The sequence below is a fragment of the Aminobacter sp. MET-1 genome (assembly GCF_026521175.1).
GTDB lineage: Bacteria > Pseudomonadota > Alphaproteobacteria > Rhizobiales > Rhizobiaceae > Aminobacter.
The window spans coordinates 205,602-218,264 of record NZ_JAMSHL010000004.1; the positions used below are offsets into that span (position 1 = coordinate 205,602).

Genomic DNA, 12,663 nt, shown 5'->3' on the forward strand with positions numbered 1-12,663 from the left:
TGATCCGCCCGCCGGCACCTTCTCCCCGCGGGCGGGGAGAAGGAAGCTGAGCTGTCTTACGTCCATGCAGCCTCGACGATCTCGCGGGCCATGGCTTCGGCGACAGCGTCGGTGGTGCGGCCTTCGCGTTCGGCGCGCTGGAAAATCCTGGTCAGCGTGCCGGCGATTTGTTCGACGCGCGGCATGACTGCCTCGACATGATAGCCGCCTTCGGTCATTTCGGCTGCGACATTGATGACGCCGCCGGCGTTGATGACATAGTCGGGGGCATAGAGGATGCCGCGCTCGACCAGGCGTTTGCCGTCTTCCGCCGTCGCCAGCTGGTTGTTGGCGGCACCGGCGACGATCCGGGCCTTGAGCAGCGGGATGGTCTCAGCCGAAAGCATGCCGCCGAGTGCGCAGGGCGCAAAGATGTCGACATCGGCGGCAACGATCGCGTTGCCCTCGACAACCGTCGCGCCGAACTTTTCGGCGGCGCGGGCGGTGCGCGTGGCATCTAGGTCGGAGACGGTCAGCACGGCACCTTCGGCATGAAGCTTCTCACACAGCGACCAGCCGACCGAACCGAGGCCCTGGACGGCGACGCGGATGCCTTTGAGCTCGTCGCTGCCGGTGCGGTGGCGTAGTGCCGCCTTGAGGCCGAGGAAGGTGCCTTGGGCCGTAAACGGTGAGGGGTTGCCGCTGCCGCCCTTGGTGGTGCCGCTGACATTGGGTGCACGCTCGGCGAGGAAATCGGCGTCGGCGAGCGTCATGCCCACGTCTTCGGCCGTGACATACTGGCCCTCGAGTGCCACCAGCATCTCGGCATAGGCCTCGAGCATGGCAGGCGTCTTGTCGGTCTTCGGATCGGCGATGATGACCGCCTTGCCGCCGCCGAGCGGCAGGCCGGCGATGGCCGACTTGAAGGTCATGCCGCGCGACAGGCGCAGCGCGTCCGTGACGCCAGCCTCGAAGCTGACATGCGGCCAGATGCGAGTGCCGCCGAGCGCAGGTCCGAGCACTGTCGTGTGGATGGAGACGATGGCGGTCAGGCCGCGCACGGCGTCGCGGCCGAGCCAGACCTGCTCGTGGGCGTCGAAGCCGGGGATACGGGCGGCGTCCGCGGTGATGTCGGTGATTTCGAGGGTGGTGGCGCCGGAAAGCTTGGCCTGGCGCGGTTCGGTGACGTTCAGCATGAGGGTTCCTCCCGGTGGGCTGGTCCCCTCCAAAGCTAAACATTTCGAGCGATCTTTGGTTTCGAAGACGGGCAGCGACGCGACCGTGCATTGCGCCCAGGTGCCTCGTCGCGCAACAAACGAAAAATCCGGCTTGCGAAGAAAAAGTAGGCCGGGCGCGGGTCTGCCCCCCTGCGCCCGGCCCGCTGGACTGCCAGCGGCCATGCCACTGCCCTGGCATGGGGTGCTGTAGCCAGACCTCCTCCTGCGCCGCACCAGGGGTGCCGCGGCAGGGCCGCCTCGATGGGCGACAGGACTGTCGGTCCGCCGCTACCGGTCCGAGGTGTCCTTTGGTTCTTCAGGTTCGCGCCGCGGCCTCGCTTCGGCCTGCTTGGGAACCTTGGTGCCGAGTGCCATGGGGGCGAGGAAGGCACGCGGGTTGAAGCCCGCCGCAGCCAGCGCTGCGAGCGTCTTGAGAAATTGAAGGTGGTGCATGTCCGATTTCCTCGTACCGCCAGGACTGGACCCGCTTCGATTTGCGAGGGGAAATTAGACGGCGGGCGATGCCGTTTCTTGGACTGGGCGGCCCCTTTTTCGGGTTTCGGCGGTACGGGCTTGACCTATTCTTCGGCGCGAAATAGAAAGACGTCCTGCCCGCCTTGGTTGTATCTTGTTGAATAGGCCAATGACCGATTCCGACGGGCAGAACGTCTCCTTCCATATGCTTTCCGATGACCTCCCGGCGCAGGAGCGGCTTGCCGTGCTGCGCGAGGTCTATGGGCGCACGATCCTCAGGGCCGAGCTGGCGCCGGTAAACGATGCGCCTGTTCACATGGACATGCGGGTGCGGCTGCTGCCGGGCGTCGGCATCGCCACCGGCACCGCCTCGCCGATAAGCGTCGGTATCGGCAAGGAGATGATCGACAATGACGACGTCATCCTGCTGGCGGCGATTTCCGGCGGCAGCCATATGCAGATCGGCAGCTTCGAGGAAAGCATCCGTCCCGGCTGCGCGATGTTCGTGCCGGGCGGACGGGTGGGCGCGAACGTCACGCGTCCCGGCTTCACATACGTAAACCTACGATTCGAGCGGAAGGCGCTGCAGCCGCTGCTCGGAGACGTGTCGAAGATGATGATGCGGCCCATCCCGATCGACCAGGGCCCGATGCAACTTCTGATCAGCTACGCAACGGCGCTGCAGAAGCTGGATGTCGCGCTGCCGGGCAATATGGCGCGGATGGCAGCGAGCCACCTTCTCGACCTGACGGCGCTGACGCTGGGGGCTGCACGCGATGCCGAGCAGGTGGCGCTGGGGCGCGGCTTGCGTGCGGCGCGGCTGGCTGCGATCAAGGCCGACATAACGGCACGCAGCGACCTGCGCGGACTGTCGGCCGAGGCGATCGCCGCCGAACACAAGCTTTCGCCACGCTATGTGCGCAAGCTGTTCGAGAGCGAGGGGCTTTCATTCACTGAGTTCGCGCTCGGCCAGAAGCTGCGGCGAGCGCACCGCATGCTGGCCGATCCAAGATGGGCACAGCGCAGCATCACCGACATCGCCTATGAGGCCGGGTTCAACGACCTGTCCTATTTCAACCGGGTGTTCCGCCGGCGCTTCGATGCGACGCCCTCGGAGGTGCGGGCGGACGGCTTGGCCGCCTGAACGATGGATGCGGGCGCCGGATCGCTCCGACACCCGCACAGGATTGGCATCAGGCGAGCTTTGCGTCGAGCGACACCTTGATGGCGCCGAGCGCCTTGGAGACCGGGCAGTTCTCCTTGGCCTTGGAGGCGAGTTCCTGGAACTTGGCGTTGTCGATGCCCGGCACCGTGCCGACCAGGGTCAGCGCGCTTTCGGTGATGCCTGTGCCGGGGATGAGCGTCACCACCGCCTTGGCGTCGAGCTTGGCGGCGGGCGTGCCGTTCTCGGCGAGGAAGTGCGACAGCTGCATGGCAAAGCAGCCGGCATGGGCGGCGGCGATCAGCTCCTCGGGGTTGGTGCCCGACTTGCCGGTCTCGTCCTCGAAACGGGCCTTGAACGAATAAGGCTGGCCCTTGAGCGCACCGCTCTGGGTGTCGAGGGTTCCCGAGCCTTCCTTCAGATTGCCTTTCCAGACGGCATTGGCACTGTGGTTCATGACGTTCTCCATGATTTCTGACGGGGCCAGGTGCGGCAACCGGGTGAGACTATAGCGCCGGCTGCCGCGCCCGCCAGCTTCAAGGCTGAAGGAAAGGCGCGCCCGCAGAAAAAACTGTCTCGCCAAAATGTCTGGATATCGCCCGTCGCATCGTCCTTGGGGAGCCGCAGCATGTCGTTGCGGCTGCCGGAGGATGAGATGCAGATGCTGCCGCATGGCAATCTGGGAAAAGGAATAGTCGGGGCGCATGCTCCCGACGGATGTCATGTGCGGTCATCGGGCGTTGGCCGGATGCTCCTGGCGTTCGGCATCATCCTTGTGCTGGCTTTGCTTCTGGACGCGACGACATTGCGGCCAGTCGCCCGGTCCGCACCGCAGGTGATAGGCTTTCCAATACTGCAAGGGAGCGTGGGATGAAATATCTTTGCCTGGTTTATCATGAGGAACAGCAGCTTGGTGCGCTGTCGCGGGACGCTGCGGCGAAGCTCGACGCGGATTCGCTCGCCTATGACCGGATGCTGGAAAGAAGTGGCAAGCTGATCGCGGCAGAAGCTCTGCAATCGGTTAAGACGGCAAAGACCGTCAAACGCCGCAACGGCAAGAAGCTAGTGACCGACGGCCCGTTCGCCGAGACCAAGGAACAGCTGATCGGTTTCGTGATGATAGAGGCAGCCGACCAGGAGGAAGCCCTGGAGATCGCCTCGAACATTCCCCTTGCCGCCATGGGCCAGATCGAGGTGCGGGCGATCTACGATATTCCGGGATCGTAGGGGCACTTCGACAAGCTCAAGATGTGGGCTCTCGACGGCGCCGGTGTTCGGCGCGCCGCCTACCTTGGTATCGGGAGATCGGACAAGTATCGAAGGCGGAAACGGTCCTCTGGATCGGTCCCGGTTTCACTGGCGTTCCGACGTGAATCTCCAACGCGCGCCTCTCGGGCTGCTCGTTCACGAGAGGGAGTGATGAATATTTCTGAAACCTAAAAGAATAATAGCGTCAATTTTTTGCGGCAACGTTGGCGCGTTGAAGTCATTGACGATTTTACCTATGCTTACCCGGCATCAAGGGGGCCTGATTATTCTGCTCGGCTTGCTGGGCGGTGCGGCGTTCTGGTGGTACAGGATCCGTTACTTGAGTGAGGCTGCAAGCGAAGTTGCCGATGCGGTTGGTCGGGTGCGCGGCTCGGTTCGGCGTAAGCAACTGCGGAAGCAGGCAGAACTCTCACCCCTGGCGACCATTGATGATCCGGTTGTCGCGGCGGCCACGCTAATCATTGCCATCGTCACGGAAGGCATGGCGATTGCGCCGGACCGCGAAAACGTCATCAGGTCCGCGATCTCGGAAATTACCAATGTCGGGAAGGCCGATGAGGCGGTCATCTATGGAAAGTGGGCGGCGTCTCAGATCGACGATGCGAACGTCGTTATTGACAAGCTCGGGCCATTTCTACGGGATTGCCTCAACGAAAGCGAACGGCACCACGTCCTGGATATGATCCGCGACGTTGCCGCCGCTGGAGGCTCGCTCCCGCCCTTGCTCGATCGTCGTGTGCAGCGCCTTCGCCAGAAGTTCGGTTTTCAGGTCAACTAGGACTTGCCTTAGAGTTTTTCCGCTTTTCCACGAGTTGCGGAATCCCTCTATATCTATTGCTATTGCGCAAATCCGGACGGAAAACCGCTGCCCACTCTTCCCGGAATTGTCCTAGATCGCCTCCCCCCTGAGCAGGCGGGGTGTCTCGCCGGTCATACCGGAGGCCTGGCGGATGAAATATTCCTTCAGGCGAGGCACGCGGTCGACGAGGCCGAGGCCAATATCTCTGATGGCGCGGACCGGGGCGATGTCGTTGGAGAACAGGCGGTTGAGCACATCAGTCGTCACGCCCATGCGCACGGTGTCGAAGCGGCGCCAGGTCTCGTAGCGCTCCAGCACGTCCATGGCGCCGATGTCCTGTCCCAAGCGGTCGGCCTCGACGATGGTCTCGGCAAGGGCGGCTGCGTCCTTGAAGCCGAGATTGAGGCCCTGTCCGGCGATGGGGTGGATGCCGTGGGCGGCGTCGCCAGCGAGCGCGAAGCGCGGTGCGACGAAGGCCCGCGCCAGCGTCAGGCCGAGCGGCCAGGCGCGCGGCTTGTCCTCGACGCGGATCTCGCCGAGCTTGAGGCCGAAGCGCTGCTCCAGCTCGATCTCGAAGACGAAGGGGTCGCCCTTGACCAGCTTGTCGGCGTCCTCTGTGCGTTCGTTCCAGACGATGGAAGAGCGGTTGACGCCGTCGCGCGGCTTGAGCGGCAGGGTGGCGAAGGGACCGGCGGGCAGGAAATGCTCCTCGGCGCGGCCCTCGTGCGGACGCTCGTGGGCAACAGTGCAGACGATGCCCGACTGGCCATACTCCCAGCGCACCGTCTTGATGCCGGCCATGTCGCGCAGCTTGGAATTGACGCCGTCGGCGGCGACGAGCAGGCGAACGTCGATGCTGATGCCGTCGGCGAGATGCACCTTGGTGGCGGTCGTGCCGGTTTCGAAGGACTGGACGGCGACGCCCTCGATGATGTCGATGCCAAGCTCGGCGGCGCGGCGGCGCAGGGCGCCGTTGAGCACCTTGTTCTCGACCATGTGGGCGAAGGGCTCGCCGGGCGCGATCTCGCCGTCGAAGGTAAGGAACACCGGTCGTACCGGGTCGGCAGCCTTCGAATCGGTGATGATCATGTCCATGATCGCCTGCGCCTCGGGCTCGATCTCGGCCCAGCAGCCGAGTTGGTCGAGCATGCGGCAGGCGGCGGCGGCGATGGCCGAAGCTCGGCCGTCCTTGCGCCAGACCTCGGCGGGGGCGGCGTCGACGACGGCGATGTGCAGGCTCGGGCGCGACTGCTTCATCGACACGGCAGTGGCCAGCCCGACATAGCCGGCACCGGCAACCAAAACGTCGAGTTGCGTCGGTTTGCTCTGGTCCGTGGCCATGGCCGCTCTCCTCTTATCCGGCTGCCGCCTTGACTCGGCGGGGGCTTCCTGCTGGAAACCGAACGTCTTCCGACCCGAAAGGGGAAAACATGCCTGCCGCCATACAAGAGCTTCTCAGCATTCTCAATCTCGAGCAGCTGGAACACAACCTGTATCGTGGTCGCAGCCCGAAGGTTGCATGGCAGCGCGTCTTTGGCGGCCAGACCATCGCCCAGTCGCTGGTGGCGGCCCAGCGTACCGTCGAGGAAGACCGGCATGTGCACTCGCTGCACGGCTATTTCATGCGTCCGGGCGACATCAACGTGCCGATCGTCTACGAGGTCGATCGCATCCGCGACGGCTCGAGCTTCACCACCCGCCGGGTCGTTGCGATCCAGCACGGCAAGGCGATCTTCTCGCTCGAAGCCTCGTTCCAGCTCGACGAACCCGGCCTCGAATACCAGATGCCGATGCCACTCGATGTGCCGGCACCCGAGACGCTGAAGTCGCAGCGCGAGCTGCTCGAGGAAGCGCCTCACGTGCCCGACATGATCCGCATGTTCTGGGCCAAGGAGCGGCCGCTGGAGCTGCGCCCTGTTTATGCCGAGCACTATTCGAGCCGCGACAAGCTGCCGCCGCTACAGAAGGTGTGGATCCGGCTGACCGGGCCGGTGCCGAACGACCGGCCGACGCGCGCGGCCGTGCTTGCCTATCTTTCCGACATGACGCTGCTCGACACCGCGACCTTCGCGCATGGCCGCGGCATCTTCGATCCCGACATCCAGGCCGCCAGCCTCGATCACGCCATGTGGTTCCATCGCGAGCATTCCCTCGATGGCTGGCTGCTCTACACCCAGGACAGTCCGTCGACGTCGGGCGCCCGTGGCTTCACCCGTGGCGCGCTCTACGCCCAGGACGGCACACTGATCGCTTCGGTGGCGCAGGAAGGTCTGATCCGCCTGCGCACAAAGCCTGCAAAATAGGCATTTTAGTCTTTTTGCTCATTCTATGAGCAGGTGAATTGCTGCACGTGCGAAGACCTGCGCGCGCCTTCGCTTTATTCCTCTTTAAATACATATAGTTAGCCAGTGTCGGCCCAAACTGGCACGGAGCTTGAATCACCTTTTGCACTCACCGGTGGCTTTCGGGTCCGTCGGCGACGTCTGCAATCGCGGGGGACCCGCACCAGCAAGGGGTGAAACCTGATGAAAATCGTGATGGCTATCATCAAGCCGTTCAAGCTCGACGAGGTGCGTGAAGCGCTCACCAATGTCGGCATCCAGGGCCTGACGGTCACCGAAGTCAAAGGCTACGGGCGCCAGAAGGGGCATACCGAGATCTATCGCGGTGCCGAATATGCCGTGAGCTTCCTTCCCAAGATCAAGATCGAAGTCGCCGTTTCGACCGACCTCGTCGAAAAGGCCGTCGAGGCGATCACCGCCGCCGCCAAGACCGGCCAGATCGGCGACGGCAAGATCTTCGTCTTCGGCATCGACCAGGCCGTGCGCATCCGCACCGGCGAAACCGACACCGACGCGCTGTGAGCGGCCAACCAATTCTCATGGAGACCTCAATGCAAATTCCAACCTCATTGAAGACGGCGGCGCGGGCGGCCCTTGTCGGCACGCTCGCCCTGACCGCCCTGGGAACGGTCGTGGCCTTCGCCCAGGAAGCCGCACCCGCGGCCGCCGATGCCGCTGCCGCCGCGCCGGCAGCGGCCGACGTGATGGAGAAGGGCGACGTCGCCTGGATGATGACGTCTTCGCTTCTGGTGTTGTTCATGGCGCTGCCGGGCCTGGCTTTGTTCTATGGCGGTCTGGTGCGCGCCAAGAACATGCTGTCGGTCCTGATGCAGTGCACGATGATCGTGGCGCTGGTGATCGTGATCTGGACGCTCTACGGCTACTCGATGGCCTTCGGCGACGCGCCCAGCCCTTACTGGGGCGGTTTCGGCAAGGCGTTCCTGGCCGGCGTGACGCCTGAAAGCATGGCGGCGACCTTCACCAAAGGCATCGTCATTCCCGAATTCGTCTTCATCTGCTTCCAGATGACGTTCGCCTGCATCACGCCGGCGCTGATCGTCGGCGCTTTCGCCGAACGCATCAAGTTCTCGGCCGTGCTGCTGTTCGTGGCGCTTTGGGTGACCTTCGTCTACTTCCCGATCGCCCACATGGTCTGGGATTCGGACGGCCTGATCTATGGCTGGGGCGCGCTTGATTTCGCTGGCGGCACCGTCGTTCACATCAATGCAGGCATCGCCGCTCTTGTCGGCGCCCTTCTGGTCGGCAAGCGCACCGGCTATGGCAAGGACAACATGGCCCCACACTCGATGACGCTGACCATGGTCGGCGCCTCGATCCTGTGGGTCGGCTGGTTCGGCTTCAACGCCGGCTCCAACCTCGAGGCCAATGGCGGCGCAGCACTTGCCATGATCAACACCTTCACCGCGACCGCCGGTGCCATCATCGCCTGGGTGCTGATCGAAACCTTCGCCCGCGGCAAGGCCTCGATGTTGGGTGCGGCCTCGGGCATGGTCGCCGGCCTTGTTGCCGTCACCCCGGCCGCCGGCTTCGTCGGCCCGGTCGGCGCCATCGTGCTCGGCGCTATCGCTTCGGCCATCTGCTACTTCTTCGTCGCCGTGGTGAAGATCAAGCTTGGCTATGACGACTCGCTCGACGTGTTCGGCATCCACGGCGTTGGCGGCATCGTCGGCGCCATCGGCACCGGCGTCTTCAACGCCAAGGCGCTGGGAGGCGTCGGCTACGGCACGCTGTCGATGGGCGAACAGGTGTGGACGCAGTTCCTCGCCGTCTGCGTGACCGTCATCTGGTGCGGCATCGGTTCGCTGGTGCTCTACAAGCTGGTCGACCTTCTCGTCGGCCTGCGTCCGACTGTCGAAGCCGAACGTCAGGGCCTCGACCTCACCTCGCACGGCGAAGTGGCCTACCATTCGTAACGGCTCCGGCGGTTTGAACGAACCGCCGCATCCTCCCTATCCCGTCGTGCCCGCCACAAGCGGTCACGCCTTTTGGGGCCCGGAACGATCCGGGCCTCCTTTTTTGTCCAGGGATATCAGGCGCTCAGCTGAACAGCGCCTTCACGCGAGGCCACCAGCCGATGGCGGCGCGCACCTGCCGGGCGGCACTGCCACCCCTGACGGCATCGCCGAAATGGCAGTAGCAGACGATATTGTGCAGCTGCCGGTCGGACAGGTCGAAGAACCGCCTGGCTTCGCCATAGCTGTCGTCGTTGAGTCCGGCGGCACGGAAGGCAGGATCCTCGAACGCCACTGTTATGGGCGACCCCTGGGCGCGCATGGTCAGCCGCGCCTCGGGCGGGGCGTATTCGGTGCCGGAAAGCGTGCCCAGACGGCGTTCCGGCTGCCTCTCCAGAAGGTCCGCCCAGCGCTCGAGGCGCTCCTTGCGCGTCATCGGCAGGTAGGGAGTGGCAGTTTGGATTTCAGCTAAGGCCTGCAGTTGCTCGATGCTTTGATGCTTCATCGTCGCCTCCTGGCACGGATTGTTGCTGATCTCTGGGAGATATGGCGCACCCCGGCGGCGGCAAGGCTTGACATTGGCGGCCCATGCAAAAACCCGGAGAGACCTCGCAGCCAAAGGCCGGTCGGCTCGGCCCATTTCAGCGGGCCGTGATGCGCATCGTCATGAACGATGGCTTAACCTTAATGCGGCCTTAACCTTCCCCTCGATAGTCTGGATTCCGAATCTGCCCGCGATGCGTCCGCGCGTGGGTCATGGCATCTATGGACGGGGACAAGCATGCGTTCTGGGGTTTCCTCACCGCTCGCGCTGACCGAAACGGGGCACGGCATCCAGGCATTCGCACGACGCCAGGCCGGCCGCGCCGCGGGGCTTGGCCTGTTCGCCTTCGTTGCCTTCGGCCTGGCCGCGCTTGGCACATGGAACGTGGCCGATCCGAGCTTCAGCCATGCCACCGACAATCCCGTCACCAACGCCATGGGCTATTCCGGCGCGGTGTTCGCCGACCTCGCCATGCAGTTCTTCGGGCTGGCAGCGGTGGCGGCACTCGTTCCGGCCGTCATCTGGGGTGTGCTTTTCGCCACTGCCCGCGGTGTCGACCGCATGCCGAAGCGTGGCCTTGCCTGGTTCGGCTCGGCGCTGCTGGCTGCGGCCATCGCCGGCTGCGTCGGCGCGCCGCCCACCTGGCCGCTGCCGACCGGTCTCGGCGGCGTGTTCGGCGACATGGTGCTGAACATCCCTGGCCTGTTCATCGGCGGCTACCCCACCGGACTGGTGGCGACCGTCATCGGCGTGCTGCTGATTGCGCCCGCGCTGTGGCTGTTTGCCTATGGTGCTGGTCTGCTCAACCGCGAGAACGGCTTTGCCGCCGTACACGCCAAGCCCAAGCCCGACATGCGGGAGCAGGATTTCGCCAGCTTCGACGATGAGGATGACGACGACAGCGAAGGCGTGCTGGCGCTCGGCGCCATCACCCATTGGTGGCTGTCCGCCAAGGCCTGGATGCGTCGCCGTGCCGCCAGGCGGCGCGAGGAGGATGGCTTCGACATGCCGCCGGTCAAGCGCGAAAGCGCCTGGCGGCAGGCTGCCGAGCGCGTCGAGAAGGCCGAGCGCGCCGAAGCGCGGGTCACGCCCGCCGGCCGCGCCCGCGTCGAGCCCGAATTCTTTGCCCAGATGGTGCAGGAACGCGGCGCCTCGATCGACCCCGACGATCAGGATGTGTTCGGCGACGACGACGATTTCGACATGCCGCAGGGTGGCGCGCAGGTGCAGAATTTCCGCACGCCTGCCTCGGCGGGACCGGCTTCGGCGCGCGTGGCAGCACCCGCGCCGCGGCCCGCTCCCGGCGCCCGCGTGCAGCGCGAGGCACAGACGTCGCTGATCGGCTCCGACACGTTCGAGATGCCGTCGCTGCACTTCCTGGCCGAGCCCAAGAACGTGGCGCGCGATCCGAGCCTGTCCAAGGATGCGCTGGAGCAGAATGCGCGTCTGCTCGAGGGCGTGCTGGAGGATTTCGGCGTAAAGGGCGAGATCATCCATGTCCGCCCGGGACCCGTGGTCACGCTCTATGAGCTGGAGCCGGCCCCTGGCATCAAGTCGTCGCGCGTCATCGGCCTTGCCGACGACATTGCCCGTTCGATGAGCGCGATCGCGGCCCGCGTCGCCGTCGTTCCCGGCCGCAACGCCATCGGCATCGAACTGCCCAACGCCAAGCGCGAGACGGTTTACCTGCGCGAGATCATGGCCAGCCGCGATTTCGAGACGACCAAGGCAAAGCTGGCGCTTGCGCTCGGCAAGACCATCAATGGCGAGGCTGTCATCGTCGACATCGCCAAAATGCCGCACGTGCTGGTGGCCGGCACCACCGGTTCGGGCAAGTCGGTGGCGATCAACACCATGATCCTGTCCTTGCTCTACCGCATGACGCCACAGGAATGCCGCCTCATCATGATCGACCCGAAGATGCTGGAACTGTCGGTCTATGACGGCATCCCGCATCTTTTGACGCCCGTCGTCACCGACCCGAAGAAGGCGGTGGTGGCGCTGAAGTGGACGGTGCGGGAGATGGAAGACCGCTACCGCAAGATGTCCAAGGTCGGCGTCCGCAACATCGACGGCTTCAATGCGCGAGTGGCCGCGGCCGACAAGAAGGGCGAGAAGATCTCGCGCACGGTGCAGACCGGCTTCGACCGCCAGACCGGCGAGGCGATCTACGAGACCGAGGATCTCAACCTCGAGCCGATGCCCTACATCGTCGTCATCATCGACGAGATGGCCGATCTGATGATGGTTGCCGGCAAGGACATCGAAGGCGCTGTCCAGCGCCTTGCCCAGATGGCCCGCGCGGCCGGCATCCACGTCATCATGGCGACGCAGCGTCCGTCGGTCGACGTCATCACCGGCACGATCAAGGCCAACTTCCCGACCCGCATCTCCTTCCAGGTCACGTCGAAGATCGACAGCCGCACCATCCTTGGCGAGCAGGGCGCCGAACAGCTGCTCGGCATGGGCGACATGCTCTATATGGCGGGCGGCGGTCGCATCCAGCGCGTCCACGGCCCGTTCGTCGCCGACGACGAGGTCGAGAAGGTGGTTGCCCATCTCAAGCTGCAGGGCGTCCCGGAATATCTCGACGCCATCACCGAGGACGACGGCGAAGGCGACGACGACCAGCCCTCGGGCAAGGGTGGTGGCGGTGGCGGCAATTTCGAGGATTCGGACGATCCCTACGATCAGGCGGTGGCGGTCGTGCTGCGCGACGGCAAGGCGTCGACCAGCTACATCCAGCGCCGGCTCGGCATCGGCTATAACCGTGCCGCCTCGATCATCGAGCGGATGGAGAAGGAAGGCATCGTGGGCGCGGCCAATCACGCCGGCAAGCGCGAGATCCTTGTTCCGACCGAAGACGACAAGATGTAGAATCCTCGGAACCGGCGATCACGTTTT

At 64.6% G+C, this 12,663-nt stretch carries 13 protein-coding genes; 8 read left to right on the forward strand and 5 right to left on the reverse strand.

Annotation, left to right across the window (positions count from 1 at the left end):
- Nucleotides 1-56: 56 nt before the first annotated feature.
- Both NDO48_RS07845 and NDO48_RS07850 read right to left on the reverse strand, forming a co-directional pair.
- Nucleotides 57-1,175: a Glu/Leu/Phe/Val family dehydrogenase gene (locus NDO48_RS07845; RefSeq protein WP_267321262.1), complete on the reverse strand. Its 1,119-nt coding sequence runs from the start codon at nt 1,173-1,175 to the stop codon at nt 57-59.
- A gap of 309 nt (nt 1,176-1,484) precedes the next feature.
- Nucleotides 1,485-1,649, reverse strand: coding sequence for a hypothetical protein (locus NDO48_RS07850; protein ID WP_267321263.1), 165 nt, complete (start codon nt 1,647-1,649; stop codon nt 1,485-1,487).
- Between the two features lie 190 nt (nt 1,650-1,839).
- Between NDO48_RS07850 and NDO48_RS07855 the strand changes: the two genes are divergently transcribed.
- Complete coding sequence (locus NDO48_RS07855) at nt 1,840-2,814, forward strand: AraC family transcriptional regulator (RefSeq protein ID WP_018430299.1); 975 nt, start codon at nt 1,840-1,842, stop codon at nt 2,812-2,814.
- A gap of 49 nt (nt 2,815-2,863) precedes the next feature.
- On the opposite strand, the gene NDO48_RS07860 is transcribed toward NDO48_RS07855, so the two are convergent.
- Complete coding sequence (locus NDO48_RS07860; RefSeq protein WP_026227660.1) at nt 2,864-3,289, reverse strand: OsmC family protein; 426 nt, start codon at nt 3,287-3,289, stop codon at nt 2,864-2,866.
- A gap of 171 nt (nt 3,290-3,460) precedes the next feature.
- Here NDO48_RS07860 and NDO48_RS07865 point away from each other — a divergent pair, with 171 nt between their 5' ends.
- The 3 genes from NDO48_RS07865 (at nt 3,461) to NDO48_RS07875 (ending at nt 4,879) form a co-directional block, all read left to right on the forward strand.
- Entirely contained in the window at nt 3,461-3,706 is a 246-nt protein-coding gene (locus NDO48_RS07865) for a hypothetical protein (protein ID WP_267321264.1), read from the forward strand.
- Nucleotides 3,703-4,059 (forward strand): YciI family protein, encoded by a 357-nt coding sequence (locus NDO48_RS07870; RefSeq protein WP_018430296.1) that lies wholly within the window; start codon nt 3,703-3,705, stop codon nt 4,057-4,059. Before NDO48_RS07865 ends, NDO48_RS07870 begins: the two co-directional genes overlap by 4 nt.
- Nucleotides 4,060-4,336: 277 nt before the next feature.
- Entirely contained in the window at nt 4,337-4,879 is a 543-nt protein-coding gene (locus NDO48_RS07875; protein ID WP_267321265.1) for a hypothetical protein, read from the forward strand.
- A 111-nt stretch (nt 4,880-4,990) separates the two neighbouring features.
- On the opposite strand, the gene NDO48_RS07880 is transcribed toward NDO48_RS07875, so the two are convergent.
- Complete coding sequence (locus NDO48_RS07880; protein WP_018430294.1) at nt 4,991-6,241, reverse strand: ubiquinone biosynthesis hydroxylase; 1,251 nt, start codon at nt 6,239-6,241, stop codon at nt 4,991-4,993.
- Between the two features lie 89 nt (nt 6,242-6,330).
- Between NDO48_RS07880 and NDO48_RS07885 the strand changes: the two genes are divergently transcribed.
- The 3 genes from NDO48_RS07885 to NDO48_RS07895 all read left to right on the forward strand — a co-directional run bounded on the left by NDO48_RS07885 (nt 6,331) and on the right by NDO48_RS07895 (nt 9,176).
- On the forward strand, nt 6,331-7,203 hold the full coding sequence (locus NDO48_RS07885; RefSeq protein WP_018430293.1) for an acyl-CoA thioesterase: 873 nt from the start codon (nt 6,331-6,333) through the stop codon (nt 7,201-7,203).
- Nucleotides 7,204-7,425: 222 nt separating this feature from the next.
- The gene (locus tag NDO48_RS07890) at nt 7,426-7,764 is read left to right on the forward strand and encodes a P-II family nitrogen regulator (protein WP_018430292.1); all 339 of its coding nucleotides are present in this window, start codon (nt 7,426-7,428) and stop codon (nt 7,762-7,764) included.
- Nucleotides 7,765-7,793: 29 nt separating this feature from the next.
- Nucleotides 7,794-9,176, forward strand: a complete 1,383-nt coding sequence (locus NDO48_RS07895; protein WP_026227659.1) for an ammonium transporter — start codon at nt 7,794-7,796, stop codon at nt 9,174-9,176.
- A gap of 124 nt (nt 9,177-9,300) precedes the next feature.
- Here the strand turns inward: NDO48_RS07895 and NDO48_RS07900 are convergent, their stop codons facing one another.
- Nucleotides 9,301-9,720 (reverse strand): hypothetical protein, encoded by a 420-nt coding sequence (locus tag NDO48_RS07900; RefSeq protein WP_267321266.1) that lies wholly within the window; start codon nt 9,718-9,720, stop codon nt 9,301-9,303.
- 276 nt (nt 9,721-9,996) lie between these two features.
- Between NDO48_RS07900 and NDO48_RS07905 the strand changes: the two genes are divergently transcribed.
- Nucleotides 9,997-12,636 (forward strand): FtsK/SpoIIIE family DNA translocase, encoded by a 2,640-nt coding sequence (locus NDO48_RS07905; protein ID WP_018430289.1) that lies wholly within the window; start codon nt 9,997-9,999, stop codon nt 12,634-12,636.
- Nucleotides 12,637-12,663 lie beyond the last annotated feature (27 nt).

What these genes read in the sequence shown, in the direction of transcription:
- NDO48_RS07845 (WP_267321262.1), bottom strand. Translation starts at nt 1,175, where the DNA reads ATGCTGAACGTCACCGAACCGCGCCAGGCCAAGCTTTCCGGCGCCACC.
- NDO48_RS07850 (WP_267321263.1), bottom strand. Translation starts at nt 1,649, where the DNA reads ATGCACCACCTTCAATTTCTCAAGACGCTCGCAGCGCTGGCTGCGGCG.
- NDO48_RS07855 (WP_018430299.1), top strand. Translation starts at nt 1,840, where the DNA reads ATGACCGATTCCGACGGGCAGAACGTCTCCTTCCATATGCTTTCCGAT.
- NDO48_RS07860 (WP_026227660.1), bottom strand. Translation starts at nt 3,289, where the DNA reads ATGAACCACAGTGCCAATGCCGTCTGGAAAGGCAATCTGAAGGAAGGC.
- NDO48_RS07865 (WP_267321264.1), top strand. Translation starts at nt 3,461, where the DNA reads ATGTCGTTGCGGCTGCCGGAGGATGAGATGCAGATGCTGCCGCATGGC.
- NDO48_RS07870 (WP_018430296.1), top strand. Translation starts at nt 3,703, where the DNA reads ATGAAATATCTTTGCCTGGTTTATCATGAGGAACAGCAGCTTGGTGCG.
- NDO48_RS07875 (WP_267321265.1), top strand. Translation starts at nt 4,337, where the DNA reads ATGCTTACCCGGCATCAAGGGGGCCTGATTATTCTGCTCGGCTTGCTG.
- NDO48_RS07880 (WP_018430294.1), bottom strand. Translation starts at nt 6,241, where the DNA reads ATGGCCACGGACCAGAGCAAACCGACGCAACTCGACGTTTTGGTTGCC.
- NDO48_RS07885 (WP_018430293.1), top strand. Translation starts at nt 6,331, where the DNA reads ATGCCTGCCGCCATACAAGAGCTTCTCAGCATTCTCAATCTCGAGCAG.
- NDO48_RS07890 (WP_018430292.1), top strand. Translation starts at nt 7,426, where the DNA reads ATGAAAATCGTGATGGCTATCATCAAGCCGTTCAAGCTCGACGAGGTG.
- NDO48_RS07895 (WP_026227659.1), top strand. Translation starts at nt 7,794, where the DNA reads ATGCAAATTCCAACCTCATTGAAGACGGCGGCGCGGGCGGCCCTTGTC.
- NDO48_RS07900 (WP_267321266.1), bottom strand. Translation starts at nt 9,720, where the DNA reads ATGAAGCATCAAAGCATCGAGCAACTGCAGGCCTTAGCTGAAATCCAA.
- NDO48_RS07905 (WP_018430289.1), top strand. Translation starts at nt 9,997, where the DNA reads ATGCGTTCTGGGGTTTCCTCACCGCTCGCGCTGACCGAAACGGGGCAC.